Origin of the sequence: Streptomyces sp. NPDC059850 (genome assembly GCF_042731515.1) — a bacterium.
Classification (GTDB): domain Bacteria; phylum Actinomycetota; class Actinomycetes; order Streptomycetales; family Streptomycetaceae; genus Streptomyces.
Window position 1 is genome coordinate 32,071 of sequence record NZ_JBHWJI010000033.1, and the last position, 24,187, is coordinate 56,257.

Here is a 24,187-nt window from a genome sequence, read left to right on the forward strand (position 1 = left end):
TTCAACGATGCGCAGGGAGCCGGTCAGCATGGAGCCGGTCAGCGGAGGACGTCGCCGCCGGAGAGGACGACCGTCTCGCCCGTCATGAAGGCCGCGTCCGTACTCGCGAGGATCGACACCCAGCGAGCGATCTCCTCGGGCTGGGCCACGCGTCCCAGCGGGATTCCGGCGGCCGCGGATGCCATGCGGCCGGTCGCCGCGTTGCCGGGCGTGTTCACCCAGCCCGGTGCGATCGCGTTGACCCGGATCTTCCGCGGGGCCAGCTCCAGCGCCATCTCTTTGGTCAGCATGACGACGGCCGCCTTGGACGCGCCGTAGAGCAGCTGGCCCGGCGAGACCGCGAAGGCGTCCACGGAAGCGAAGTTGACCACTGCTCCGCCTTCGGACATGTGCGCCGCCGCCTCGGCGGTGACATTGAGGACGCCGAGGACATTCACGTCGAAGACCTTGCGGTACTGGCTCTCCGAGAAGTCCTCGAGGGTGCTCGGCGGGTAGACGCCCGCGATGTTCGCGACCAGCTCCACGTGCCGTGGGGACTCCGCCAGATGGTCGGCGATGGCGTCGCGTACCTCGTCGCGACGCGTCACATCCACCTCGACGGTACGGATGACCTCGCCCGCGACATCGAACTCAGCCGCCTCCCGGTCGAGCGCCAGGACGTCCCAGCCTTCCTTGACCAGAGCCTCCGCGGTGGAGCGGCCCATGCCGCTGGCCGCACCCGTGACGACCGCGGTCTTCGCCGCCGAACCTTGAGTCATAGCAAATCCCTTGACTGATCTCATTGCGAGTGATGTGGCTCACTCCTGAGCTGCTGGTTCTCCAGTCTGGGAGCTGTCGGCGGACCCGTCTACGGTGATATTTTCACCAGGAGTTCAAGGTTTTTCCTATGAATCAAGGAGTGGTCCTGATGGCTGAAGGGCCCACGCTGCGGCAGCTGCGCTACTTCCTCCGGACCGTCGAGACCGGCTCCTTCTCGGCGGCCGCGGCCGCGGAATTCGTGGCGCAGCCGAGCCTGTCCGAGCAGATCCGGCGGCTCGAGCGCACCCTTGACGCCCAGCTGTTCAGCCGCACGACCAGGAAACTCCAGCTGACCGACTTCGGCCGGCTCATGATCCCTCTCGCGGAACAGACGGTGCGCAGCGCCGACGACCTCACCTCCACCGCGCGGGAGGCAGGAGCCCTGTCACGGGGAGAGGTCCTGTTCGGCACCTTCAGCAGCGCCCACCAGTACCTGCTCGTGCCGTTGATCTCCGAGTTCCGCACTCTCCACCCTCAGGTCCGGGTGCGCATCGTCGGCCTGAACTCGTCCGAGGTCGCCGAGAGCGTGCGACGGGGTGACCTCGAGGCGGGCCTCGTACAGCTGCCGATCGATGAGCACCAACTGAAGGTGAGCGATCCCGTTCTCGTCGACGAGGTGGTGTACGCCAGCGCCGATCCCACGCACACGGCCAAGCCGGTCTCCATCGCCGACCTCGCCGAGGCGAGGCTGATCCTTTCCGAGACGCACTGGCAGACCGAGGACCCGCTCCGCCGCGGCCTCTCCGAGCGTGCCGCGGCGGCGGGGGTGGAGGTCAGACCTGAGATCGAGGTGGAGTTTCAGATGGCGGCGCTTGAGCTGGCACTCAAGGGAATCGGCGACACGCTGGTCTCGTACTTCACCGTGCGCCCCTACGAAAGCGCGAACCGGATCTTCGTGGCGCCGCTCGATCCTCCCTACAGGGAGAGGTTCGCCTTCATCACCCGCGCGAGCGGCGGGCTCTCGCCGGCCACCCGCCGCTTCATGTCGCTGGCACACCGCCACATCAGAGGGTTGCGGTCAAAGGCGGCGCAGGGTGACCGGCACTGAGCGGGAACGGACAAGATCGGGCAGCCCGCCGTCCCCGCCGAGGGTCCCCCGTCAGCGCAGCAGCAGCTGCAGTCCGCCCAGCACGGTCGCCGCGATCACCAGCCGCTCGAAGAGCAGCTGGTTGATGCGGTCGACGCACATCTTTCCGAGGATCGCGCCGGGTATCACGAAGAGCGCGAGGCCCGCGTCCAGCAGCAGGGAGGGGCCGTCGATCAGGCCGAGACCGACGCTGAAGGGCACCTTGCACACGTTCACGATGAAGAAGAACCAGGCCGAGGTACCCAGGAATCCGAGCTTCCGGAAGCCGGAGGAGATCAGATAGAGGGACATCACCGGGCCGCCCGCGTTGGCGACCATGGTGGTGAACCCGCCGAGCGCGCCGTACGAACCGGCCTTGACCCGGCCCCCGGCGCCGCCGTCCGGCCGGGCGGACGCGGCCGCGTCCGCCCCCGTACGCCGCCGCCACACCGTGACCCCGGCCATGAACAGCAGGATCGCGCCGATCGACACGCGCACCGCCGCGTCGTCGGCCCACAGCATGAACACCCAGCCCGCCACCACCCCGACGGCGACCGCCGGAAGCAGCCGCCACAGGGTGGCCCAGTGGGCGTGCCGCCGGTAGGTGATCACGGCGAGCACATCGCCGACGATGAGCAGCGGCAGCAGCACACCCGTCGACTCACGGGCGGGCAGTACGGCCGCGAAGAGGGCGAGGCTGACCGTATTGGCCCCGCTGACGGCGGTCTTGGAGAAGCCGACGAGCAGGGCCGCACCGGCGAGCACGGCCAGTTCCCAGAGGGCGAGGGTGTTCATGCCACGACACGATGCTACGTCCCCACCTGCGCGGATACGGCGGGGTGGGCTTAAGCGGGGTCTTGCCCCCTACGCCCTCCAGAGCGGCCGCGGAGGACCCGCCTCCTCCAGCGCGGCGCGCAGCGTCCGGCTGTCGGTGAGGCCGTCCCCGGGCCGGGTCAGCCAGACGTGGCCGCGCCGTACGCACCCCGGGCGCGGGCACCGCAGCACCCGGCCCGCCCCGGCCGCCGCGACCGTGCGGCGGCGGGCGTACGGGGTCCCGGCCAGCCAGCGTTTCCACTCGGCGGCGGAACCGGGCGGGACCAGGAACGTCAGCACATGGCTGGAGGTCGCCAGCATCACGGGCCCGGTCGCGGCGTCACGCCGCTGCAGGGCCTGGATCACCGCCGTACCGATGTCGTCGGCCATCCGGACCAGGTCGAATACGGTGCCCACCGGCAGGTCGGCGAGGCCGTCCCCGCTGGCCCACTGGAGCCGCACCCGCCCGGGGTCGTCGCTGGCGGACAGCAGCCAGTCGGCCGCGTCGGTCTGCACGGTGCCGCCCACAGGGCTCATGAGGCCCGCTCAAGCGGCAGGGTGAACCACACCTTCTTCCCCTCGCCCCCGGGGTCCGGCGGCTCGGTGCCCCAGTCACTGGCCAGGCAGTCGACGATGGCGAGACCCCGGCCGGACTCCTCGGTCGGCGAGGCGCTGCGGAAGATGGGGATGACGGGCGAGCCGTCGGCCACTTCGACCCGTAACTCATGGCCGAAGGGTCCGGCGGCGACCTCCAGGGAGACCGTGATGGTCACGGTGTCGGCGGCGCCGTTGCTGCCGTGCTCGACCGCGTTGGCGAACAGTTCGTTGGTGGCGAGGACGGCGCCGTCCACGAGCGCGCCGAGCCGCCATTCGTTCAGATGGCCGGTGACCATGCGCCGCACCGCGGCGGCACGGTCGGGAAGGGCGGGGAATTCGGCCCGGAAGAGCCGCCGGGTGACGAGGGCGCTCATCGGCCCCTCCCCGCACGGCTCGGGCCCGGTGATCCGGACGCGGTAGCGGTTGACGGACACCGCGAGGGCAGGGCGGTCGCGCCCCAGGTCCTCGTCATCGGCCGGTGCCGGCCGCTGCGGCAGTCCTGGGAGGGATCGGCTCACGGTGTCCGTCCTCGTCGGTCTGTGGGCTCTCGTGACATACAGGCACATGGGGTGGTTGATGTCCGGGTATGCGGGTAGGCGCTTGCTGGCGACTGACAGCGCCGCATCTGAGCCGGTGGCGGTAGGTGCGCGCCCCCCGTCCGACCCGCCTGGACCGGCTGCCACGGACGGAGTCGACGCGGTCGCGGTTGGTGCCGGAAACCGGCATGGTTCCTCCTTCGAAGGCAGCTCGGAGCGTCATCGGTCACCGTCATGTAGAAAAACGGTTGAACCGACCGGAGGGCGAGAGGGCATGGGGGTTGTCCGGTTGTACGGGCGTAGTGGTTCGGGCTGTACGGCCCGTGCGGGGCAGCCGTGAACGGGGCGTTCCGCCTGGACGGCAAGCGGGTGCTGGTCACCGGGGGCACCCGGGGGCTCGGCGAACAGATCGTGCGGCTGCTGGCCGCGTCCGGCGCGCGGGTGGCCACCTGTGCGCGGACGGCCGGGGATCTGCGGGCCCTTGAGACGTCGTTGGATACGGCGGAACCCGGGGCGCTGTTCACCGAGGCCCTCGACCTCACCGCACCGGACCGGCTGGAGGCATTCGTCCAGGCAGCGGCGGAACGTTTCGGCGGGCTGGACGGCGTCGTCGCGTCCGCCGGTGGCGCACGCGGCCGAGGCCTGGAGGAGGCGGACGCCCGGGACTGGTCCGCGACCTGGGAGCTGAACGTCGGCCATACGGCGCGGCTGGTCACGGCCGCGGCACCGCAGCTGCGGCGGTGCGGCGGCGGCTCGGTGGTAGTGATCGCCTCCATCTCCGGGTGGAAACCGGGGCCCCAGGCGCAGTACGGGGCGGCCAAGGCCGCCCAGATCCATCTGGCGGCCTCACTCGCCCGCGAACTCGGCCCGGACCACATCCGGGTGAACGCCGTCTCGCCCGGCTCGATGCTCATCCCCGGCAAGCGCTGGGACCGGATGCGCGACGAGGAGCCCGAGCGGTACGCCCGGTTCACGGCCGAGGTCCCGGGCGGCGAGCTGGTCACCCCGCTGGAGGTCGCCCACGTCGTGGCGTTTCTGCTCTCCGACGCCTCCAGCGGGGTCTCCGGCGCCCATCTGCCCGTGGACCGGGCCCAGAACGCCCCCACTCCGAACGGCTATTGACACAGCGTCAACACAGGCCTCTGGGGTGCCTCCCGGATCGGGAGACACCCCTGGGCCCCTGCGTCCGCGCACGCGGCAGCCCCCCGGTCCCCCGCTCCGGGGGCCCACCGCGTGCCGCGGTCAGGCCGCGGACCCGAGCACCGACCGGGAGCGATGCTCGAAGTCACGCACCATGGGCTCGCCCCGCCGGGGACGCAGCCGGGAGCGGAAGTCACGCAGCGCCTGGATCGAGCGCTCGCTGTGCACCCCGCTGAGGGTGTCCAGCGCCTCGCCCGCGGTGCCGATGGCCTCGTCCAGCCGGTTCTGCTGGAGGTAGGCCGTGGCGAGGACGGAGCGGCTGATGGCCTGGCGGCGGCGGCGGTCGGCGTTGGCACGCACCGACTCGGCGGCCGCAAGCTCGGCCTCCGCCGCGTTCCCCAGGTCCCGGAAGCACAGGGCCGCCTCGGCCGCCAGATAGTGGTGGTCCAGGAAGCGCACCCAGGGCGACTCCTGCTGGGCACCCCGGCTCGCCTCCAGCTGGGCGTCGGCGGCGCGCAGCGACTTGGACGCCTCCCGGGGCTGGTCGAGCGCGGCATGGCCGCGGGCGGCCATGGCGTGCAGCCGCATCAGGCCGAGCGGGCTGCCCGCGTTCTTCGCGGTGGCGACGCCGACTCTGGCCAGCTCGACCCCCGCCTCCGGCTGGCCGAGGTTGGTGGACAGATGGGACAGACCGGCCAGGATCTGGCCGCCGAGCACCCGGTCGCCGCCCTCGGCGCACAGCCGCAGCGCCTGGGTCATATAGCGCTGGGCCAGGCCGTATTCGGCGTTGTCGTAGGAGCTCCAGCCGGCCATCGCGGCCAGCTTGGCGGCCGCGGTGAACAGCTGGCGCCGCTCGTGCGGCGGCGCGCCGCGCTGCTGGAGCATGGGCACGACCTCGGTCGACAGATAGAGCACGATGCTGGCGCGGACCTGGCCGCCGCCGAAGCGGTTGTCCATCTCGTCGAACATGCTGATGGCCGCGTGGACCTGCTCGACGCGGCCGCCATCGGCCACGGAGGAGAGCCGGGGGGTGTCCTGGTTCTCGACCAGCCACAGCAGCCATTCGCGCTGCGGGGTCACCAGGGCTCCGGCGACGAAGGGCACCGCGCCCAGCAGGCTGCGGCGGGAGATATCGGTGGAGCCGAGTTCGGCGAGCGTGTGCAAGGTCTCTGCTACGTCCTCCCGGTAGGCCAGCGCTCTGGCGACGACGGGGCGCTGACGGTCGGCGATGAAGCCGAGCTCGGCGGGCGCCAGCGGCCGGCCGAGCCGGTGGGAGAGCACGGCGGCGATCAGCTCCGGCGTGTTGCCGCGCGGCTGACCGCCCTGCAACCAGCGGGTGACGGACGCCTTGTCGTAGTTCGACTCGTGTCCTTGTCTGCGGCCCAGCTCGTTGACCCGGTGCGCCAACGAGGCGTAGGAGCACCCGGATTCCTTGAGGGCCGCGGCCAACGCGGCGTTGGCGGGGGCACTCTGGCGCCCGCTTCCCGGCTGTGCGCCCGGCATCACCGTAACCCTCCCCGGCACGCGCCACGGAGGTGTACGGGATCCCCGCCGCGCGGCGCCGCACTGTGCATCGGCTTCGTCAACGACGTTGTGGACAAAGGAGGTTGGGAGCCCCCGCCGTGGAGGGTGAGATGGGTCACCTGCTCACTATGCGTGGTGAGTCGCTCACCCCGCAACCTTCGTTCTGATAATTTCAGAACGATCCGCATAGCTCTGTCTGTGTCGTCCGGCTCGTGGCACACTGTCCAGGCACACTGTGCAGGCATATGACAGCCCTTCAGGGAGGCGGGACGTGAGCGAGGCACGGCCGAGCGGCGCCGCCCCCACCGTCTTACGCAGGGTCCTCGGGAAGCGCCTGCGGCACTTACGGGAGCGGGCCCGGATTTCCTTCGAAGAGGCAGCTCAGGCCATCGAAGTGACCCCGTTGACGGTGCGCCGGATGGAGAAGGCGGAGGTCGGCCTCAAGATCCCGTACGTCAAGGAACTGCTGCGGAATTACGGCGTCCGGGGACCTGAGATCGAAAGCTTCCTCGCCCTCGCCCGGGAGGCCAACCAGCCCGGCTGGTGGCATCAGTTCCGGGACGTACTGCCCGACTGGTTCAGTGCGTATGTCAGCCTGGAAAGCGAGGCTACGGTCATCCGTGCGTACGAGCCGCACTACGTCCCCGGGCTGCTGCAGACGGAGGACTACGCCCGGGCGGTGCTCCGTATCGGTTTCCCCAACGACACCGAGGAGGAGCTGGAGCGCCGGATCGCGCTGCGCCTCCAGCGGCAGTCCCTGCTCACCAAGGCCGACGCGCCGATCATGTGGGCCATCCTCGACGAGACGGTGCTGCGCCGCCCGGTCGGTCCCAGCGAGGTGATGCGGGACCAGATCGACCACATCGTCGACACCCTGTCGATGCCCAAGGTCCGGCTGCAGATCATGCGCTTCGCGTCCGGGCCGCACCCCGGGGCCTTCGGCCCCTTCCACTACTTCCGCTTCGGGTTCTCCGAACTGCCCGACGTGGTCTACACCGAGAGCCTCACCGGCGCGGTCTACGTGGACCGGCCGCATGAGGTCGTGGCCTATCTGGAGGTCCTGGACCGGATGGCCGTCCAGGCCGACCCGATCGGCGATACCAGCACCATCCTGGCCGAACTGCGTAAGGAGCTGTGATGACAGACCCCGTCTACACCGGGATGCCGGCCACGGACCTGGGCACGGAGGGCTGGGAAAAGCCCTGGAGCGGGTCCAACGGAGGCACCTGCATCGAGGCCAAGCGGCTGGAGGACGGCCGGGTGGCTCTGCGCCAGTCCACCGACCCCGGCGGTCCCGCCCTGATCTACAGCCGCTCCGAGGTCGCCTCCTTCCTGGAGGCCGCCAAGGCGGGCGAGGCCGACTTCCTGATCGGCTGACCGCCCGGGAAGACATCGGGGAGTGCGCCGGGCGCACCACCTGACGGGCCACGATTCGAAAACCACTACGGTCGCACAACCGCACAACCCCGTAGCGCACTCCCGCCTCCGCCGTACCGCCACGCACACTGAAGGCGCCGTGGCGGGCGGCGGTGTCGTCCCTCCATCCAATCCGGGTCGCTCCGGAACGACGGGAAGACGGGATGAAGCTCCAGCATGCGGTCGCACAGCGGCGCACACTGATCGTCGAGGGCTGTGAAGGCGTCCGCCGGGACGGGCTGCTGGCCGGGCTCGCGGACCGGCACGGCTTCGCCGTCACCCGCGCCTCCCCCGACCTCCCGCACCTCGACCCGGCCCGCCCCTACCGCGAACTGCTCCAGCAGGACGGGGCGCTCGCGGTGGACGCGGGGCTGGTCGGCGAGCTGGTCTACGGGCCGATGCGGCGCGGGCACTCCCGGGTGACCTGGATCCAGGCGTTCGACTTCGCGGAGGCGGTCGCCGAGCGCGACGGGGCCTTCGTCCATGTGACCGCGCCCGCTGCGGTGCTGGAGGACCGGCTGACGGCCGCGCGCGGCGCGGGTGCGGCCGACCTCGCCGAGATCGGCGCCGCGCTGGTCGGGTTCGACCTGGCCTTCCGCACCCTCGCCCAGCACGCCCCGGTGCTCACGGTCGGCGAGGAGCCGGATCCCGATTCCGGACCCGGCGCCGAGCCGGGCCCCGGCGAGACTCCGGTGACGCTCCAGACCGCCTCGTTCGCCCGCCGCCTGCCACGGATTCGCTCACCCGTCCGCCGCTATGCCGGGAATCGATGAACTCCCGGTAATAGTGGGTAAGTTGGAGCCTCTCGCAGGCATGACGTACGGCAGGAGAAGTCCCGATGACCAACGGTTCGTCCGCCCCCGGCACCAGCCAGCAGGCGTGGTCGAAGATCGACACCACCGTGCCGCACTCGGCGCGGATCTGGAACTACTGGATGGGCGGCAAGGACAACTACGAGGTCGACCGGACCGCCGGTGACCAGTACCGGGAGGTCGCCCCGAACATCGAGGTCATGGCCCGCGCCTCGCGCGCCTATCTCATCCGCACCGTCACCCATGTGGCGGGCGAGTGCGGCATCCGCCAGTTCCTGGACATCGGCACCGGGCTGCCCACCTACGACAACACCCACCAGGTGGCCCAGCGGATGGCGCCCGAGGCCCGGATCGTCTACGTCGACAACGACCCGCTGGTGCTCCGGCACGCCCAGGCGCTGCTGACCAGCACCCCCGAGGGCGTCACCGACTACATCGACGCCGATCTGCACGAGCCCGAGCGGATCCTGGAGATGGCCGCCAAGACGCTGGACTTCGACCGGCCGGTCGCCCTGATGCTGATGGGCATCCTCGGCCACATCCAGGACTACGACGAGGCGGTGTCGATCGTCCGGCGGCTGCAGGCGGCGCTGCCGTCCGGCAGCTACTTCGTCCACTACGACAGCACCGACACCGACCAGGCGCTCAAGGAGGCCCAGCAGGGCTACGACGACACCGGCGCCGTGCCGTACGTGCTGCGCGGCGTGGAGCAGGTCAGCCGCTTCTACGACGGCCTGGAGCTGCTCGAACCGGGTATCGTCTCCTGTCCGCTGTGGCGGCCCGAGCCGTCCGAGACTCCCATCGAGACGACGGATGTGCACGGGGGTGTCGCGCGGAAGCCATGACGACAGCTGTCGCCGTGCCGACCAAACGAATGGTTCGGCCACCGGGGAGGTAACCCGCGGCCCCGCCCCGTCGTCAGACACGGCACCGGGAAGCCGAGGCGGAGGGACGCGCGGGTGTTCGAGGTCGGAGCCTGGAGAGTGCCCTCGGTCAAGCGGCTGCTGCGGGCGTCCGTCACCGGCCCGCCGCCCGCCGTCGTACGGCAGTGCCGAGGCCCCCGTGGCCCCCAGGACGACGCCCCGGGGCTGCCCCGGCACCTCGCCATCATCATGGACGGCAACGGCCGCTGGGCCGCCCTGCGCGGCCTCTCCCGCACCCGGGGCCATGAGGCGGGGGTGCTGGCGCTGCCACGGGTGGTGGACACGGCGCTGGAGGAGGGCGTCGAGCATCTGTCGCTGTTCTTCTTCTCCACCGAGAACTGGAACCGGCCGCGCGCCGAGGTGGCCGCCCTCATGCGGCTCACCGCCCAGCTCGCCGACGTCTTCCGCGCGTACGGCGAGCGGGGCGTGAGGCTGCGCTGGCTCGGCTCCGAGGCCCGTCTCCCCCGCTCCACCCTGGCCGCCCTGCGCCGGGCCGAGGCCGAGACGGCCGACAACCGCGCGATGACGCTGGCCTTCTGCTTCAACCACGGCGGGCGGGAGGAGATCGCCCGCGCTGCGACCTCGCTGGCCCGGGCCTCGGCGGACGGGGCGCTGGATCCGGGCCTGATCGACGAGGCGCTGTTCACCCGGCACCTGCCGCACGGCGACCTCCCGGACATCGACATGCTGGTGCGGACGTCCGGGGAGCAGCGGATCTCGAACTTCATGCTGTGGCGCGCGGCCTACGCGGAGCTGTTCTTCGTGGACACCCTGTGGCCGGATTTCACGGCGGAGGAACTGCGGGACCTGCTGGCGGCGTTCGCCGGGCGCAAACGCCGCTTCGGCGCGAGGTGACCCCAGGATGACTCCGGCGTCTCAGCGGATCGGGACGCCGGAGAGGGTGCGGGCGATGACCAGGCGCTGGATCTCGCTGGTGCCCTCGAAGATCGTGTAGATCGCGGAGTCGCGGTGCATGCGCTCGACCGGGTACTCGCGGGTGAAGCCGTTCCCGCCGAGGATCTGGACCGCCTGGGCGGTGACCGTCTTGGCGGTCTCGCTGGCGAACAGCTTGGACATGGAGCCCTCGGCCGAGTCGAAGGGCTTGCCGTTCACGGCCATCCAGGAGGCCCGCCACACCAGCAGCCGCGCGGCGTCGATCCGGGTGCGCATGTCGGCGAGCTGGAAGGCGACGCCCTGGTTGTCGATGACGGGGCGGCCGAACTGCTGCCGGGTCTTGGCGTAGTCGAGCGCGACCTCGTACGCGGCGCGGGCGGTGCCGACGGCCATGGCGCCGACGGCCGGGCGGGACGCCTCGAACGTGGCCATCGCGGCGTTCTTCAGCCGCTCGCCGCCCGCCGTGGCCCGCTCGCGGGCCCGGGCCAGGCGCTCGTCCAGCTTCTCCTTGCCGCCGAGCAGGCAGCTGCCGGGCACCCGTACGTTGTCGAGGACCACCTCGGCGGTGTGGGAGGCACGGATGCCGTGCTTCTTGAACTTCTGGCCCTGGGACAGACCGGGGGTGCCCGGCGGGATGATGAACGACGCGTGGCCCTTGGAGCCGAGGCCGGGGTCGACCGCCGCGACCACGACGTGGACGCTCGCGATGCCGCCGTTGGTGGCCCAGGTCTTGGTGCCGTTGATGACCCATTCGTCCTTGGCCTCGTCGTAGACGGCCCGGGTGCGCATGGCGGAGACGTCGGAGCCCGCGTCGGGCTCGGAGGAGCAGAAGGCGGCGACCTTCACATCGCCCGCGTCGCCGTACATCTGCGGGATCCAGGTGCCGATCTGCTCCTCGGTGCCGTTGGCGAGCACGCCGACGGCGGCGAGGCCCGTGCCGACGATGGACAGGGCGATCCCCGCGTCGCCCCAGAACAGCTCCTCCATGGTCATGGGAATGCCGAGACCGGTGGGGTCGAAATACTGCTGGGCATAGAAGTCCAGCGAATACAGGCCGATCTTGGCGGCCTCCTGGATAATCGGCCAGGGCGTTTCCTCGCGCTCGTCCCATTCCGCGGCGGCGGGGCGCATGACGTCCGCGGCGAAGCCGTGGATCCACTCGCGCACTGCCTTCTGATCTTCGTTGAGGTCGAACGAGAACTCCGCCATGGCCCCTCCACCTGCTGCATCTGCTGTTACCTGCGGTAACAGCAGTGTGTTACCGGCGAGTAGGCGATGTCAACTCCACGGCTGCGCGAACCCCTTACCCCGGGCGGGTGTTACGTTGCGCAGATACGCGGAGCCCATCTATACGCGTGAAACGTCAGGGGGCGGGGAGGCCACGTCATGGAGACCGGGACCAGTCAGCGCGAGGATCAGCAGCAGGCGGCCGCACGGCGCCGCAAGGAGCTGCTGGAGGCCGCCGACCGGGTGGTGCTGCGCGACGGCCCCGAGGCCTCGATGAACGCGATCGCCGCCGAAGCGGGCATTACCAAGCCCATTCTGTACCGCCATTTCGGCGACAAGGGAGGGCTCTACCGCGCCCTCGCGGTACGCCACACCGACGCCCTGCTCGCCTCGCTGCGCAAGGCCCTGGACGCCCCCGCGCCCGACCGCCGGGGCCGGGTGGCGGCCACGCTGGACACCTATCTGGCGGCGATCGAGGCCCGGCCCCAGGTGTACCGCTTCCTGATGCACCCGGCCGACCAGGGCCACCAGCAGGAGCAGGAGCAGGGCTTCGACGTGGGCCACCACTCCGCCCCGCTGCTGCGCCGCATGGGCGACGAGCTGGCCAAGGTGATCGCCGACCGGGTCGAACTCGGCCCCGGCGGCGAGGAGGTGGCCCGGATCTGGGGCCATGGGATCGTCGGCATGATGCACGCCGCGGGCGACTGGTGGCTGCGGGAACGACCCTGCTCCCGCGAGCGGTTGGTGCACCACCTCACCGATCTGCTGTGGGGCAGGCTGGCCCTGGTGGACGACCGGTTCGGCGCCCCGGGGTTCTGAACCGGGGTTCTGAACCGGGGTTCTGAGCGCCCCGTAAGCCCCCTACGTCCGCTCGCGCGCCCACGGCGCGCGGCGGGCCGCCCACAGCACCCGGCGCCGCCGCAGCCCGTCCAGCCGGTCCAGGAACAGCCCGCCGTCCAGGTGGTCGCATTCGTGCTGGAGGCAGCGGGCGAAGAAGCCGGTGCCCTCGACCCGCACCGGGTCCCCGGTCACCGTCACGCCCTCCACCACCGCGCGGTCGAAGCGCGGAGTGCCCGACTCGACGCCCGGCAGCGACAGACAGCCCTCGGTGCCCCGCACCGTCACCCCGTCGGCCTCCGTGAGCCTCGGGTTGACCACATGCCCCAGATGGCGCCGGTCCTCGTCGTCCGGACAGTCGTAGACGAAGACCCGCAGCCCCACCCCGACCTGGTTGGCGGCGAGACCGACCCCGCCCGCCGCGTACATCGTGGCGTACAGGTCCTCGACCAGCCGGGCGAGCGCGGTGTCGTACGCGGTGACCTCCTCGCACGGCGCGCGCAGCGCCTGATCGCCGAGCAGCCGCAGGGGCCGTACCGTCCCCCGGCTTCCCGGGATCGCGCCGTTTCGCATGAGAGCCAAGCGTACGGTCCCCCGGAAGGGGCGACGGGATTCGGGACACCGCCCGGATCTCGATAGGCTGATCCCCGACCGTGGCCTCCCGGCTGGCGATTCGGCACGGAGGGGGCGTACCACCGGTGCCTCGGGGGGCAGGTGCGGCGCCGGTATGCGAGGAGGATCGAGAGACGATGGCAGGCAACTCAGAGCCGCTGTCGCCACGTGCCAAGCTGGCCGTGACGGCGGGCAAGGCCGCGGCGGCGGTTTCGAAGGCCGCGGGCCGCGGCAGCGGATCGGTGATCGGCGGCAAGGTGGCCCTGCGCCTCGACCCCGATCTGCTCAGCAGGCTGGCGCACCACCTGGACGTGATCCTGGTGTCGGCGACCAACGGCAAGACCACGACGACCCGGCTGATCGCCGAGGCGCTGCGGGCCGCGGGCCCGGTGGTCTCCAACGCGCTCGGGGCCAATATGCCCGCGGGCATCACCTCGGCCCTGGCGGGCGGCTCCGACGCCCGCTACGGCGTGATCGAGGTCGACGAGAAGTACCTCGCCGGGGTCGCCCGCGACACCGAGCCCAAGGCCATCGCGCTGCTCAACCTGTCGCGCGACCAGCTCGACCGGGCCGCCGAGACCCGGATGCTCGCCGAGAAGTGGCGCGAGGGCCTGGCCGGTACGAAGGCCACGGTGATCGCGAACGCGGACGACCCGCTCATCGTCTGGGCCGCCTCCTCCAGCCCCAATGTGGTGTGGGTCGCGGCGGGCCAGGAGTGGAAGGACGACGCCTGGTCCTGCCCGGCCTGCGGCGGTGTGCTCCAGCGCCCCGGCGACGACTGGGTGTGCGGCGAGTGCGGCTTCCGCCGCCCGGTGCCCAGCTGGGCGCTGAACGGCGAATACGTGCTGGACCCGCACGGCGCGGCCTGGCCGATCCACCTCCAGCTGCCCGGCCGCGCCAACAAGGCGAACGCGGCCACCTCGGCGGCCGTCGCCGCGACCTTCGGCGTGCCGCCGCAGGTCGCCCTGGAGCGGATGTACCAGGTGCAGGCCGTCGCGGGCCGCTACGACGTGGTCACCTTCCAGGAGCGCGAGCTGCGGCTGCTGCTGGCGAAGAACCCGGCCGGCTGGCTGGAGACGTTCTCGCTGATCGACCCGCCGCCCACCCCGGTGATCCTCTCGGTGAACGCGCGCGGCGCGGACGGCACCGACACCTCCTGGCTTTGGGACGTGGACTACACCCGGCTCGCCGGGCACCCGATCTGCGTGATCGGCGACCGCAAGCTGGACCTCGCGGTGCGTCTGGAGGTCGCCGGGCTGGACTTCCGGGTCTGCGCCGACGCGGACGAGGCGGTGCGGATCTCGCCGCCCGGCCGCATCGAGGTGATCGCCAACTACACCGCGTTCCAAGACCTGCGCCGCCGGGTCGGCAACTGACCCCCCGTACGAGGAGACACGACGATGCGTAGCACGAGCCAGAATGGCCTGCGTCTGGTCTGGATCTACCCCGACCTGCTGAGCACGTACGGCGACCAGGGCAACGTCCTGGTGGTGGAGCGCCGGGCGCGCCAGCGCGGGCTGGACGTCTCCCGGCTGGACGTCCGCTCCGACCAGCAGATCCCCACCTCCGGGGACATCTACCTGATCGGCGGCGGTGAGGACCGCCCGCAGCGGCTGGCCTCCGAGCGGCTGATGCGGGACGGCGGGCTGAACCGCGCGGTCGCCAACGGGGCGATCGTCTTCTCGGTGTGCGCCGGGTACCAGATCCTCGGCCACGAGTTCGTCAACGACCTCGGCCAGCGCCAGCAGGGCCTTGGTCTGCTGGACGTGATCAGCACCCGCGGCGAGGGCGCCCGCTGCGTCGGCGACGTACTGGCCGACATCGACGACCCGCTGGGGCTGCCGCCGCTGACCGGGTTCGAGAACCACCAGGGCGTCACCCACCTGGGCCCGACCGCGCGCCCGCTCGCGCGCGTCCGGTTCGGCAACGGCAACGGCACGGGCGACGGCTACGAGGGCGCGTACAAGGACACCGTCTTCGGTACGTACATGCACGGCCCGGTGATGGCCCGCAACCCGCACATCGCGGACCATCTGCTGAAGCTGGCGCTCGATGTGAACGGGCTGCCGCCGGTGGACGACCAGTGGTACGAGGCGCTGCGCAACGAGCGCATCGCGGCGGCCACCGCGCAGCCCGCCTGAGCGCTCTCGCGCACGGCTGAGCCGCCGGGTGACCGTATGCCGGACACCTGGCGGCGAAGCGCTTCCCTGGGCGTCCGGCGCTTGTAGGGTGTCGTCGTCCAGCCGGACAGCGCGGTCCGGATGTCCGCTCCAACGCAGACAGAGGAATCACGCGCCATGCGCATCGGTGTGCTCACATCCGGCGGCGACTGCCCCGGGCTGAACGCGGTCATCAGGTCCGTCGTCCACCGCGCCGTCGTCGACCACGGCGACGAGGTGATCGGCTTCCAGGACGGCTGGAAGGGCCTCCTTGAGGGCGACTACCGCAAGCTCGACCTGGACGCCGTGGGCGGCATCCTGGCCCTCGGCGGCACCATCCTCGGCTCGACCCGGGTACAGCCCGCGCATCTGCGGGACGGGGTGGAGCGCGCGAGGGGCCATGTCGAGGATCTGGGCCTGGACGCGGTCATCCCGATCGGCGGCGAGGGCACCCTGAAGGCGGCCCGGCTGCTGTCGGACGCCGGGCTGCCGATCGTCGGCGTCCCGAAGACGATCGACAACGACATCGCGTCGACCGATGTGACCTTCGGCTTCGACACCGCGGTCGGGGTGGCGACCGAGGCCCTGGACCGGCTCAAGACCACCGCGGAGTCGCATCAGCGGGTCCTGATCGTCGAGGTCATGGGGCGGCACACCGGCTGGATCGCGCTGCACTCGGGCATGGCCGCGGGCGCCCACGCGATCGTCGTACCGGAGCGCCCGTTCGACATCGAGGACCTGGCCCGGACCGTCGGGGCCCGGTTCGAGGCGGGCAAGAAGTTCGCGATCGTGGTCGCCGCCGAGGGCGCCAAGCCGCGCGAGGGCACGATGGAGTACGCGGCGGGGGAACGCGACGTCTACGGCCACGAGCGGTTCGCCGGTATCGCCCGCCTGCTCTCCGTCGAACTGGAGCACCGGCTGGGGAAGGAAGCCCGGCCGGTGATCCTGGGCCATGTGCAGCGCGGCGGCACGCCGACGGCGTACGACCGGGTGCTGGCCACCCGCTTCGGCTGGCACGCCGTGGAGGCGGCGCACCGCGGCGAGTTCGGCAAGATCACGGCGCTGCGCGGTACGGACATCGTGCTGGTGCCGCTCGCGGAAGCGGTGGAGCGGCTGAAGACGGTACCCGCCGAGCGGTACACCGAGGCCGAGTGCGTGCTCTGAGCTGACGGGTTCTACGCTGGTGCGGGCACATTTGGTGCACACCGGGTTGAGCAGGAAGGCCGGATACTCAGATGGATCACGGCGGACACGGCATGATGATGGATCTGCCGCCGTTCACCCTCGCACGCGGATTGGCGTTCGGCGGTGATCCCTTCTTCCTGGTCGGCTGTGTGCTGGCGCTCGCGCTGTACGGCTGGGGCGCGGCGCGGCTGTGGCGGCGCGGGGACAGCTGGCCGGTGGGGCGGCTGGTGGCGTTCGTGGCGGGTGTGCTGACGGTCGCGGTCTCGATGTGCACCGCGCTGAACGACTACGGCATGGTCATGTTCAGCGTCCACATGGTCCAGCACATGATCATCAGCATGGTCTCCCCCATCCTCCTGCTGCTGGGCGCCCCGGTGACGCTGGCCCTGCGCGCCCTCCCGGCGGGCGGGCGGGGCCGCAAGGGGCCTCGGGAGCTGCTGGTGGCCCTGCTGCACAGCCGCTACATGCGGATCATCACCCACCCCGTGTTCACGATCCCGCTGTTCATCGCGAGCCTGTACGGGCTCTACTTCACCCCGCTCTTCGACTTCCTGATGGGCTCCAAGGCCGGGCACATCGCGATGATGGTCCACTTCCTGGCGGTGGGCCTGGTCTTCTTCTGGCCGATCATGGGCGTGGACCCGGGCCCGCACCGGCCGGGCTATGTGATGCGGATGCTGGAGCTGTTCGCGGGGATGCCGTTCCACGCGTTCTTCGGGATCGCGCTGATGATGGCGAGCGCGCCCATGGTCGGCAGCTTCGAGCACCCGCCCGGCTCGCTGGGGATCGACGCGCTGGCCGACCAGAACGCGGCGGGCGGCATCGCCTGGGCGTTCAGTGAGGTGCCGTCGGTGATCGTGCTGGTGGCGCTGGTGTACCAGTGGTACAAGTCCGACCAGCGCCAAGCGCGGCGTGACGACCGTACGGCGGACCGTGACGGCGATCAGGAACTCGCCGCGTACAACGCCTATCTGGCCTCGCTCCAGGCTCGCGGACGCTAGCCGGGAACCCCATGGCCGAGAGACGATGGAGTCTCGGCCGTGGGGCCGGTGTTCCGGCGGTGGGGTGCCGGGACCGCCGTGAGGAGGTCGGGGATGACCGGATCTGCCAAGGGAATGACGGCGTGCGCGGTGGGCGGCCTGGTGGTGGTGACGGCCTACACCGTGGCGCTCGGGAGCAACGGCTGGCTGTGGTTCGCCTGGGTCGTGCTCGCGCTGCTGGCGGTGGGGACGCTGCTGGCCCGCTGAGGGGCGTAACGCCCGCTGAGAGGCGTAACGCCCGCTGAGGGGGCGTTACGTCACGCGGAGGTGCCGCGCAGCCACCGCCACAGGGCCGTCCACCACGGGACACGGGCGGGCGGTGCCGTGCTACCGGCGGTGGCGGTTCCGCCCGCGGGTAAGGCTTCCTCGTCGCCCGCGGGCCGTCGCCGCATGGGGCGCAGCTTGGGCGCGAGCAGCATGCCGGAGGTGTCCACCGGATCGGTCTCGGGCCTGCGCGGCATGAACGCGACCGGCAGCGCGACCAGATGGCGGGAGATCCACGACGCCACCCAGGTCAGCTCGGGCTCCGGCACGTCCAGACGCAGATCGGGCAGGCGCAGCAGCAGGGTGTCGATGGCGGTGTCCGCGATGGCGCGGCCGATGTCCTGGCCGGGGCATTCGTGCGGGCCGCCGCTGAACGACAGATGCGAGCGGTTGCCGTACATGGGCGCGCCGAGGTCGGGGCGGATGGCCGGGTCGACGTTCCCGGCGGCGAGGCCGAGCAGCAGCATGTCCCCGGCCTTGATCTGCCGTCCGCCGAGTTCGGTGTCGCCGGTGGCCCAGCGGCCGGGGATGACGGTGAGCGGCGGTTCGTTCCACAGCACGTGCTCGATGGCGTCCGGCAGGGTCATATGGCCGCCCGCCAGAGAGGCGCGGAAGCGCGGGTCGGTGAGGACCATGCGCAGCGTGTTGGCCATGAGGTTGGTGGTGGTCTCGTTGCCGGTGAGCAGCACGAGCCGCAGATGCTGGACGACCTCCTCCTCGGTGAGTTGGGAGGGGTGGCTCAGCAGCCAGGACGCGAGGTCGCTGCCGGGTTCGGCGCGCTTGCGTTCGACGAGCTGGCGGAGGGTGTCGGTGACGTACTGGTCGCTGCGCAGGGCCGTGTCGGAGCCCTTCATCAGGTCGCGGGTGGCCTCGACCAGCCGGGGGCCGTACTCGTCGGGCATGCCGAGCAGCTGGGTGAGGACGAGCATGGGCAGCCGCTGGGCGAAGCCGGTGACCAGTTCGGCCTGTCCGTCGGCGCAGAAGTCGTTGACCAGCTGATGGGTGAAGCGGGTGATGTGGCGGCGGATGCCGCGGCGGTCGACGCGGTTCATGCTGTCGGTGAGCGCGGCGCGCAGCCTCTCGTGCTCGTCGCCGTCGGCGAAGGTGCACATGGGCTGCCAGCCGACCACGGGCAGCAGCGGCGAGTCGTCCGGGATCCGGCCCTCCGCCCAGGCGCTCCAGTACCGGGAGTCGCGGGAGAAGCGGGAGGGGGTGCGGGCGACCTCCAGGTTCTCGCGGTAGCCCAGCAGCAGCCAGGCCGGTACGTCGCCGCCGAGCCGCACCGGGGCCACCGGTCCGTGTTCGGTGCGCAGCCGCTCGTACAGGCCCATCGGGTCCTTCTCGTTCTCGGATCCGAAGAGGTCCACCACACCGGCGAGGGGGCTCCGGGCGTGGGCGGGGCACTGGTCGGGAGGAGGGGTCACGGTGTCTCCGGGGTCACGGTGGTGAGGTGCTGCAGATAGCGCACGAGGCTGAGGAGGGTGTCGCGGCTGGAGGCGCGGTCGCGGGCGTCGCAGTCGATGATGGGGACGGTGTCGGGCAGGTCCAGGGCCGCGCGCAGCCGTTCGACGGGGTGGGCGGGCGCCCCGGGGAAGGCGTTGATGGCGACGACGAAGGGGACGCCGCGCTCCTCCAGCCGTCCCAGGACGTCGAAGCTGACCTCCAGGCGGCGGGTGTCGACGAGGACGACGGCCCCGAGCGCGCCCTCGAAGAGGCCGTTCCACAGGAACCAGAAGCGCTCCTGGCCGGGGGTACCGAAGAGGTAGAGCACCAGCCGTTCGTTGAGGCTGATCCGGCCGAAGTCCATGGCCACGGTGGTCTCGGTCTTGCGCTCCACCCCGGCGATGTCGTCGACGCCGACCCCGGCCTGGGTCATCGTCTCCTCGGTGGTCAGCGGGCGGATCTCGCTCACCGAGCCGACCATGGTGGTCTTGCCGACGCCGAATCCGCCGACGATCACGATCTTGACGGCCGCGGTGGCGGAGGCCGGGAGGGTGTCCTCGCTGCGGGGTCCGGCGAGCGTCTCAGAGGTTCTGTAGTCCATGCATCACCGCTTGGAGGAGTTCGGTGTCGGGCAGCACGGCGGCCGGGACCGGGGACCTGGCCTCCACCTGCTGGTGGGCGAGCAGGTCCGCGAGGAGAACGGTCACGGTGCTGACGGGCAGGGTCAGGTAGGCGGAGATCTCGGCCACGGAGAGCGGGAAGTGGCACATCCTCAGCACGGCGGCGGCCTCGGGCAGCATGCCGGGCTCGGGTTCGGTCCGGGCGACGATCAGGCTGACCAGTTCGATGGTGTCCGCCCGCGCGGACCGGCCGGGGGCGCCGCCGTCGACCATGTAGAGCCGTTCGGGGCCGCCTTCGTCGGCGCCCTTTCCGGTCCGGCTCATGTGAAGCGTCCGTCGGCCCGTGGCGGGCTGCTGAGATGTTCGCCGAGCCGGGCGACCAGGTCTCTCATGCACTGGCCCATCAGCCCGGCGTCCACGCCGTCCTCGGCGAGGACCGCGAGGTAGGAGCTGGTCCCGGCCGCCATCAGATAGAAGAAGCCGCCGTCGACCTCGATGACCACCAGCCGCATCCGCCCGTCGCCGGTGGGGAATTCGGCGGCGATCGCCGTCGACAGGCTCTGCAGCCCCGCGCAGGCGGCGGCCAGCCGGTCGGCGGTGTCCCCGTCCGTGCCGACCTGGGCCATGCACAGGCCGTCCGAGGACAGCAGGACCACGTGGCGGGTCTGCGGAACGCTCTTGGCGAGGTCCCGGAGCATCCAGTCCATGTTGAACCGCGCTTGCGTCACTTGCTACTCACCCTTATCCGAGGCGTTGTCCCAGGCGTGCGACGTGTCCGACGGCTCTTCGCCGTACGGTTGGCCGGAGGTGTCCACCGGATCCGCCTCGCCGGAGACGGCCTTGGTGAACGCGGCCAGCCACATGCCCGGCTGTACGGGCGGCTCGGCCGGGGCCGCAGGGCCCGCCGGGGCGGGCTCCGGGTCGGCCTGGATCCGGATGGGCGGGGTCACGGTCGGCATCCGGCGGCGGCGCTGGGGCAGTCCCGCGGTGTTGTGGCGGATGCCGTTGTGGTCGTGGGCGACCGGGCCGGTGATGTTGTCGGGCAGCGGCGGATAGGGTGCGGCGCGCTTGATGGGCTTGGGCGGCGGCAGCTTCTGGGCCCGGGCGATGGCGCCGCCGGGGGCGGGGGTGGGGCAGATGACGTCCTGCGGGACGACGAGCACCGCGCGGACGCCGCCGTAGGCGGAGGGCCGCAGCGAGACCTGGAGCCGGTACTTCACGGCGAGGCGGCCGACCACGGCCAGGCCCAGCCGGGGCGTCTCGCCGAGGTCGTCGAGGTCGAAGCCGGTGCCCGCCTGGTCCAGTACGTACTCGGTCCGCCTGCGGCTCTCCTCCGAGAGGCCGACCCCGGCGTCCTCGATCTCGACCGCGACCCCGGACTGGACCTCGACGGCGGTCAGATGCACCCGGGTCTTGGGCGGGGAGTAGCGCGTGGCGTTGTCGAGCAGTTCGGCCAGGGCGTGGATCAGCGGCTCCACGGACGGGCCGACGATGCCGACGTCGGCCACCGAGTGCAGATCCACCCGCCGGTATTCGAGGATGCGGGACATGGCGCCGCGCAGCACGTTGTAGAGCGGCACCGGGTTGCGCCACTGGCGGCCGGGGCGGGAGCCGCCCAGTACGGAGATGGAGTCGGCGAGGCGGCCGATCAGGGCGTTGCCGTGGTCGAGGTGGAGCAGATCGTGGAAGACCTCGGGGGCGGCCCCGTGCTTGTCCTCCATGTCCCGCATGTCCATGGCCTGTTGGTGGACGATGGCCTGCACCCGGCGGGCGATGTTGACGAACGCCCGCCCGGCCGCGTCCCGCAGGTCCTCCTCGGCCCGCACGATCTCTAGCACCGACCGCAGGACGGCCAGGTGCGCGGACTCGAAGTCCGGGTCGAGGACGGGCGAGGGCTCGATGCTCCGCATGACGACGTCGACCTCGGCCCCGCGCTGCAGCCGGGCCACGGCGGCGGGCAGCACCTCCTGGGCGAGCCGCCGGGTCTCCGTCTCCTGGTGGGCCAGGCGCCGTTGGTACGCGGCGTCCTGTTCGGCGAGCCGGGCGCGCAGCCTGCCGATCCGGCGGCCGCGGCGGGCCGCCTCGGCCGCCGCGAGGGCCACCGCGAGCGTCGCCGCCGCGCCGCACGCGGCGACCGTGGCCCGCGCTCCGGCGGACACCACGGTCACGGCGAGCGCCGCGCAGGCCGCCATCGCGGCGGGAGGGATGAGCCATACGAGCACGGAGGCGGGCCGTCGGCCTCCAGGTGACGCGCCGGCGAAAACCATCGGCTTCCTTAAAAGCAGCGGGAGAAAATACGTGCGAAGAACTCGCTATGGGCCCTGGAGCATAGCGGTGATGGCACATCTCGAAATGACGATGATTTTTTCTTGGTAACAAATCCAGGGGGTGAATTCCGTGGGCGTAAAAAAGCGATCGCATTCGCTCACACCCCTGGGGAACTCGAAACCCCACACCACCAACTTGTGGCGCATACAAGGTGATTACGGACATCATGCGCCGACTCGCCGGACTCGGCGGTGAGTTGTACAGTCGGCAGTTTTCCCGGACATACGAACGGCGGCCGCCCCGGGGGGGGGCGGCCGCCGTGGTGGGCCCGCTACCGTACGCGCCGACTCGTACGGAAGCGGGCCCGGCCGACCGTTACGAGACGGCCCCGGCGGCCTTCGCGGCCGTGCCGGTCTTCGCGGGCTTCGGAGTGGCGTGCGGAGCGCACGTCACGTCCTTGGCGTCCACCGTGCCCTTGAGCAGGTAGGCGTCCACCCGGTCGTTGACGCAGGCGTTGACCAGCCCGGTGACGCCGTGCGAACCGGCGTCCTTCTCCGTGATCAGACGCGACCCCTTGAGCCGCTTGTGCAGCTCGACCGCGCCCTCGTACGGGGTCGCGGCGTCACGGGTGCTCTGCACGATGAGCGTCTTCGGCAGCCCCTTGCCCGCGCCGACCTCCAGCGGGGTGTGCTGCTTCGACGGCCAGGTGGCGCACGGCAGGTTCATCCAGGCGTTGGACCAGGTCAGGAAGGGGTAGTCGCGGTGCAGCCGGGTGTTGTCCCGGTCCCACTTCCGCCAGCTGGTCGGCCACTTGGCGTCGGCGCACTCCACGGCGGTGTAGACCGCGTTGCCGTTCTCCGAGGCGATGTTGCCCGCGGTGTCGGACAGGTCCGGGCCCGCGGCCTCGACGAGCGCCTTCTCGTCACCGGCCCGGTAGTCGCTCCACACCTGGGCGACCGTGGCCCACGACGAGTCGTAGTACGGCGCGCTCTGGAAGAAGCCGAGCAGCTCGGCCGGGCCGACGACCCCGCCGATCGGCTTCTTCTTGGCGGCCGCGCGCAGCTTCTCCCACTGCGCCTGGACCTTCGCCGGGGTATCGCCGAGGTGGTAGGCCGCGTCGTTCTTGGCGACCCACGCCTTCCAGTCGTCCCAGCGCATTTCGAACGCGACGTCCTGGTCCAGGTTGGCCTGGTACCAGATCTTCTCCCGCGAGGGGTTGACCACGGAGTCCACGACCAGGCGGCGCACATGGTCCGGGAAGAGCGTCGCGTAGACCCCGCCGATGTACGTTCCGTAGGACACGCCCAGGTAGTTGAGCTTCTTGTCGCCGAGCGCGGCCCGGACGACGTCGATGTCGCGGGCGGTGTTGGGCGTCGTCATATGCGGCAGCATCCAGCCGCTGCGCTCCTTGCACCCGTCGGCGTACTCCGCGGCGAGCTTGCGCTGCGCCCGCTTATCCGCCTCGCTGTCGGGTACCGGGTCCGCCTTGGGCGCCTTGACGTACTCCTGCGGGTCGACACAGGAGATGGCGGCCGAGTGGCCGACCCCGCGCGGATCGAAGCCGACGAAGTCGTACGCCTTCGAAGTCTTCGTCCACAGCGGGTTCTTGTTGGTGACCCGGGTCGGGAACCGCAGCCCCGAGCCGCCCGGGCCGCCCGGGTTGTAGATCAGCGAACCCTGCCGCTCGGAGGCGGTGCCGGTGCTGACCGCGCGGTCTACCGCGATCTTGATGGTGCGTCCGTTCGGCTTGGCGTAGTCGAGCGGAACGGTCACATAGCCGCACTGGATGGGCTTGGCCAGGTTCCAGTCGGCGGGACAGTCCGTCCAGTCGATGCCCGTCTTCGCGGCCCGGGCCGCGGCGATGGCCGCCCCGCGGGCCTCGGCGACGCCCCCCGGCGTCCGCGTGGGCTCCGACGCCCCCGCCGTGGGGGCGGCCAGCGCACCGGTTATCAGCGCACCGGTCATCACGCCGCCGGCCACGCCGAAGAGTGCTGTGCGTTTCACGTAGTAATC

General features: G+C 71.2%; 26 protein-coding genes. 13 read left to right on the top strand and 13 right to left on the bottom strand.

All coding sequences use genetic code 11. From position 1 onward, the window contains the following. Positions 1-38 precede the first annotated feature (38 nt). The gene (locus ACFV9T_RS25375) at positions 39-758 is read right to left on the bottom strand and encodes an SDR family NAD(P)-dependent oxidoreductase (protein WP_385444174.1); all 720 of its coding nucleotides are present in this window, start codon (positions 756-758) and stop codon (positions 39-41) included. Positions 759-907: 149 nt separating this feature from the next. On the opposite strand from ACFV9T_RS25375, the gene ACFV9T_RS25380 reads away from it, so the two are divergent. Beyond that, positions 908-1,846, top strand: coding sequence for a LysR family transcriptional regulator (locus ACFV9T_RS25380; RefSeq protein ID WP_385444176.1), 939 nt, complete (start codon positions 908-910; stop codon positions 1,844-1,846). A 51-nt stretch (positions 1,847-1,897) separates the two neighbouring features. Here the strand turns inward: ACFV9T_RS25380 and ACFV9T_RS25385 are convergent, their stop codons facing one another. The 3 genes from ACFV9T_RS25385 to ACFV9T_RS25395 all read right to left on the bottom strand — a co-directional run bounded on the left by ACFV9T_RS25385 (position 1,898) and on the right by ACFV9T_RS25395 (position 3,792). Then, positions 1,898-2,659 carry a sulfite exporter TauE/SafE family protein gene (locus ACFV9T_RS25385; protein ID WP_385444178.1) on the bottom strand — a complete coding sequence of 254 codons (762 nt, stop codon included), beginning with the start codon at positions 2,657-2,659 and terminating at the stop codon, positions 1,898-1,900. A gap of 69 nt (positions 2,660-2,728) precedes the next feature. Further along, a complete protein-coding gene (locus ACFV9T_RS25390) occupies positions 2,729-3,214 on the bottom strand; it encodes a hypothetical protein (RefSeq protein ID WP_385444180.1) in 486 nt (161 codons plus the stop codon). Beyond that, on the bottom strand, positions 3,211-3,792 hold the full coding sequence (locus ACFV9T_RS25395) for an ATP-binding protein (RefSeq protein WP_385444182.1): 582 nt from the start codon (positions 3,790-3,792) through the stop codon (positions 3,211-3,213). Before ACFV9T_RS25395 ends, ACFV9T_RS25390 begins: the two co-directional genes overlap by 4 nt. A 354-nt stretch (positions 3,793-4,146) precedes the next feature. Here ACFV9T_RS25395 and ACFV9T_RS25400 point away from each other — a divergent pair, with 354 nt between their 5' ends. Next, entirely contained in the window at positions 4,147-4,932 is a 786-nt protein-coding gene (locus ACFV9T_RS25400) for an SDR family NAD(P)-dependent oxidoreductase (RefSeq protein WP_385444184.1), read from the top strand. A 120-nt stretch (positions 4,933-5,052) separates the two neighbouring features. Here the strand turns inward: ACFV9T_RS25400 and ACFV9T_RS25405 are convergent, their stop codons facing one another. Beyond that, positions 5,053-6,453, bottom strand: coding sequence for a hypothetical protein (locus ACFV9T_RS25405; RefSeq protein ID WP_385444186.1), 1,401 nt, complete (start codon positions 6,451-6,453; stop codon positions 5,053-5,055). Positions 6,454-6,745: 292 nt separating this feature from the next. On the opposite strand from ACFV9T_RS25405, the gene ACFV9T_RS25410 reads away from it, so the two are divergent. The 5 genes from ACFV9T_RS25410 to uppS all read left to right on the top strand — a co-directional run bounded on the left by ACFV9T_RS25410 (position 6,746) and on the right by uppS (position 10,480). Then, positions 6,746-7,612 carry a helix-turn-helix domain-containing protein gene (locus ACFV9T_RS25410; RefSeq protein WP_385444187.1) on the top strand — a complete coding sequence of 289 codons (867 nt, stop codon included), beginning with the start codon at positions 6,746-6,748 and terminating at the stop codon, positions 7,610-7,612. Continuing rightward, positions 7,612-7,851, top strand: a complete 240-nt coding sequence (locus ACFV9T_RS25415) for a DUF397 domain-containing protein (RefSeq protein WP_385444189.1) — start codon at positions 7,612-7,614, stop codon at positions 7,849-7,851. The genes ACFV9T_RS25410 and ACFV9T_RS25415 overlap by 1 nt, the downstream gene beginning before the upstream one ends. 203 nt (positions 7,852-8,054) lie before the next feature. Next, positions 8,055-8,663 carry a hypothetical protein gene (locus ACFV9T_RS25420; RefSeq protein ID WP_385444191.1) on the top strand — a complete coding sequence of 203 codons (609 nt, stop codon included), beginning with the start codon at positions 8,055-8,057 and terminating at the stop codon, positions 8,661-8,663. A 65-nt stretch (positions 8,664-8,728) separates the two neighbouring features. Next, complete coding sequence (locus ACFV9T_RS25425; protein ID WP_385444192.1) at positions 8,729-9,547, top strand: SAM-dependent methyltransferase; 819 nt, start codon at positions 8,729-8,731, stop codon at positions 9,545-9,547. A 114-nt stretch (positions 9,548-9,661) separates the two neighbouring features. Continuing rightward, a complete protein-coding gene (gene uppS / locus ACFV9T_RS25430; protein WP_385444193.1) occupies positions 9,662-10,480 on the top strand; it encodes a polyprenyl diphosphate synthase in 819 nt (272 codons plus the stop codon). A 21-nt stretch (positions 10,481-10,501) separates the two neighbouring features. Here the strand turns inward: uppS and ACFV9T_RS25435 are convergent, their stop codons facing one another. Next, the gene (locus tag ACFV9T_RS25435; protein WP_385444195.1) at positions 10,502-11,728 is read right to left on the bottom strand and encodes an acyl-CoA dehydrogenase family protein; all 1,227 of its coding nucleotides are present in this window, start codon (positions 11,726-11,728) and stop codon (positions 10,502-10,504) included. Positions 11,729-11,905: 177 nt separating this feature from the next. On the opposite strand from ACFV9T_RS25435, the gene ACFV9T_RS25440 reads away from it, so the two are divergent. Then, positions 11,906-12,565, top strand: a complete 660-nt coding sequence (locus ACFV9T_RS25440) for a TetR family transcriptional regulator (protein WP_385444196.1) — start codon at positions 11,906-11,908, stop codon at positions 12,563-12,565. Between the two features lie 42 nt (positions 12,566-12,607). On the opposite strand, the gene def is transcribed toward ACFV9T_RS25440, so the two are convergent. Beyond that, on the bottom strand, positions 12,608-13,156 hold the full coding sequence (gene def, locus ACFV9T_RS25445; protein ID WP_385444198.1) for a peptide deformylase: 549 nt from the start codon (positions 13,154-13,156) through the stop codon (positions 12,608-12,610). Between the two features lie 176 nt (positions 13,157-13,332). On the opposite strand from def, the gene ACFV9T_RS25450 reads away from it, so the two are divergent. The 5 genes from ACFV9T_RS25450 (at position 13,333) to ACFV9T_RS25470 (ending at position 17,786) form a co-directional block, all read left to right on the top strand. Then, on the top strand, positions 13,333-14,571 hold the full coding sequence (locus ACFV9T_RS25450) for a MurT ligase domain-containing protein (RefSeq protein WP_009712884.1): 1,239 nt from the start codon (positions 13,333-13,335) through the stop codon (positions 14,569-14,571). A gap of 24 nt (positions 14,572-14,595) precedes the next feature. Then, on the top strand, positions 14,596-15,336 hold the full coding sequence (locus ACFV9T_RS25455) for a type 1 glutamine amidotransferase (protein WP_385444200.1): 741 nt from the start codon (positions 14,596-14,598) through the stop codon (positions 15,334-15,336). 156 nt (positions 15,337-15,492) lie between these two features. Further along, a complete protein-coding gene (locus ACFV9T_RS25460; RefSeq protein WP_385444201.1) occupies positions 15,493-16,518 on the top strand; it encodes a 6-phosphofructokinase in 1,026 nt (341 codons plus the stop codon). A gap of 71 nt (positions 16,519-16,589) precedes the next feature. Then, positions 16,590-17,540, top strand: coding sequence for a cytochrome c oxidase assembly protein (locus tag ACFV9T_RS25465; RefSeq protein WP_385444203.1), 951 nt, complete (start codon positions 16,590-16,592; stop codon positions 17,538-17,540). A gap of 93 nt (positions 17,541-17,633) precedes the next feature. Further along, on the top strand, positions 17,634-17,786 hold the full coding sequence (locus ACFV9T_RS25470; protein ID WP_385444205.1) for a hypothetical protein: 153 nt from the start codon (positions 17,634-17,636) through the stop codon (positions 17,784-17,786). A gap of 50 nt (positions 17,787-17,836) precedes the next feature. Here ACFV9T_RS25470 and ACFV9T_RS25475 read toward each other — a convergent pair whose 3' ends face one another. The 6 genes from ACFV9T_RS25475 to ACFV9T_RS25500 all read right to left on the bottom strand — a co-directional run bounded on the left by ACFV9T_RS25475 (position 17,837) and on the right by ACFV9T_RS25500 (position 24,139). Further along, positions 17,837-19,267: a cytochrome P450 gene (locus ACFV9T_RS25475; protein ID WP_385444207.1), complete on the bottom strand. Its 1,431-nt coding sequence runs from the start codon at positions 19,265-19,267 to the stop codon at positions 17,837-17,839. Next, positions 19,264-19,887, bottom strand: a complete 624-nt coding sequence (locus ACFV9T_RS25480; protein ID WP_385444208.1) for an ATP/GTP-binding protein — start codon at positions 19,885-19,887, stop codon at positions 19,264-19,266. The genes ACFV9T_RS25475 and ACFV9T_RS25480 overlap by 4 nt, the downstream gene beginning before the upstream one ends. Beyond that, on the bottom strand, positions 19,868-20,230 hold the full coding sequence (locus ACFV9T_RS25485) for a DUF742 domain-containing protein (RefSeq protein WP_385444210.1): 363 nt from the start codon (positions 20,228-20,230) through the stop codon (positions 19,868-19,870). Before ACFV9T_RS25485 ends, ACFV9T_RS25480 begins: the two co-directional genes overlap by 20 nt. Further along, entirely contained in the window at positions 20,227-20,613 is a 387-nt protein-coding gene (locus tag ACFV9T_RS25490; protein ID WP_385444314.1) for a roadblock/LC7 domain-containing protein, read from the bottom strand. The genes ACFV9T_RS25485 and ACFV9T_RS25490 overlap by 4 nt, the downstream gene beginning before the upstream one ends. 24 nt (positions 20,614-20,637) lie before the next feature. After that, complete coding sequence (locus tag ACFV9T_RS25495) at positions 20,638-22,173, bottom strand: sensor histidine kinase (RefSeq protein ID WP_385444212.1); 1,536 nt, start codon at positions 22,171-22,173, stop codon at positions 20,638-20,640. Positions 22,174-22,549: 376 nt separating this feature from the next. Then, positions 22,550-24,139, bottom strand: a complete 1,590-nt coding sequence (locus tag ACFV9T_RS25500) for an alpha/beta hydrolase (RefSeq protein WP_385444315.1) — start codon at positions 24,137-24,139, stop codon at positions 22,550-22,552. Between the last annotated feature and the right edge of the window lie 48 nt (positions 24,140-24,187).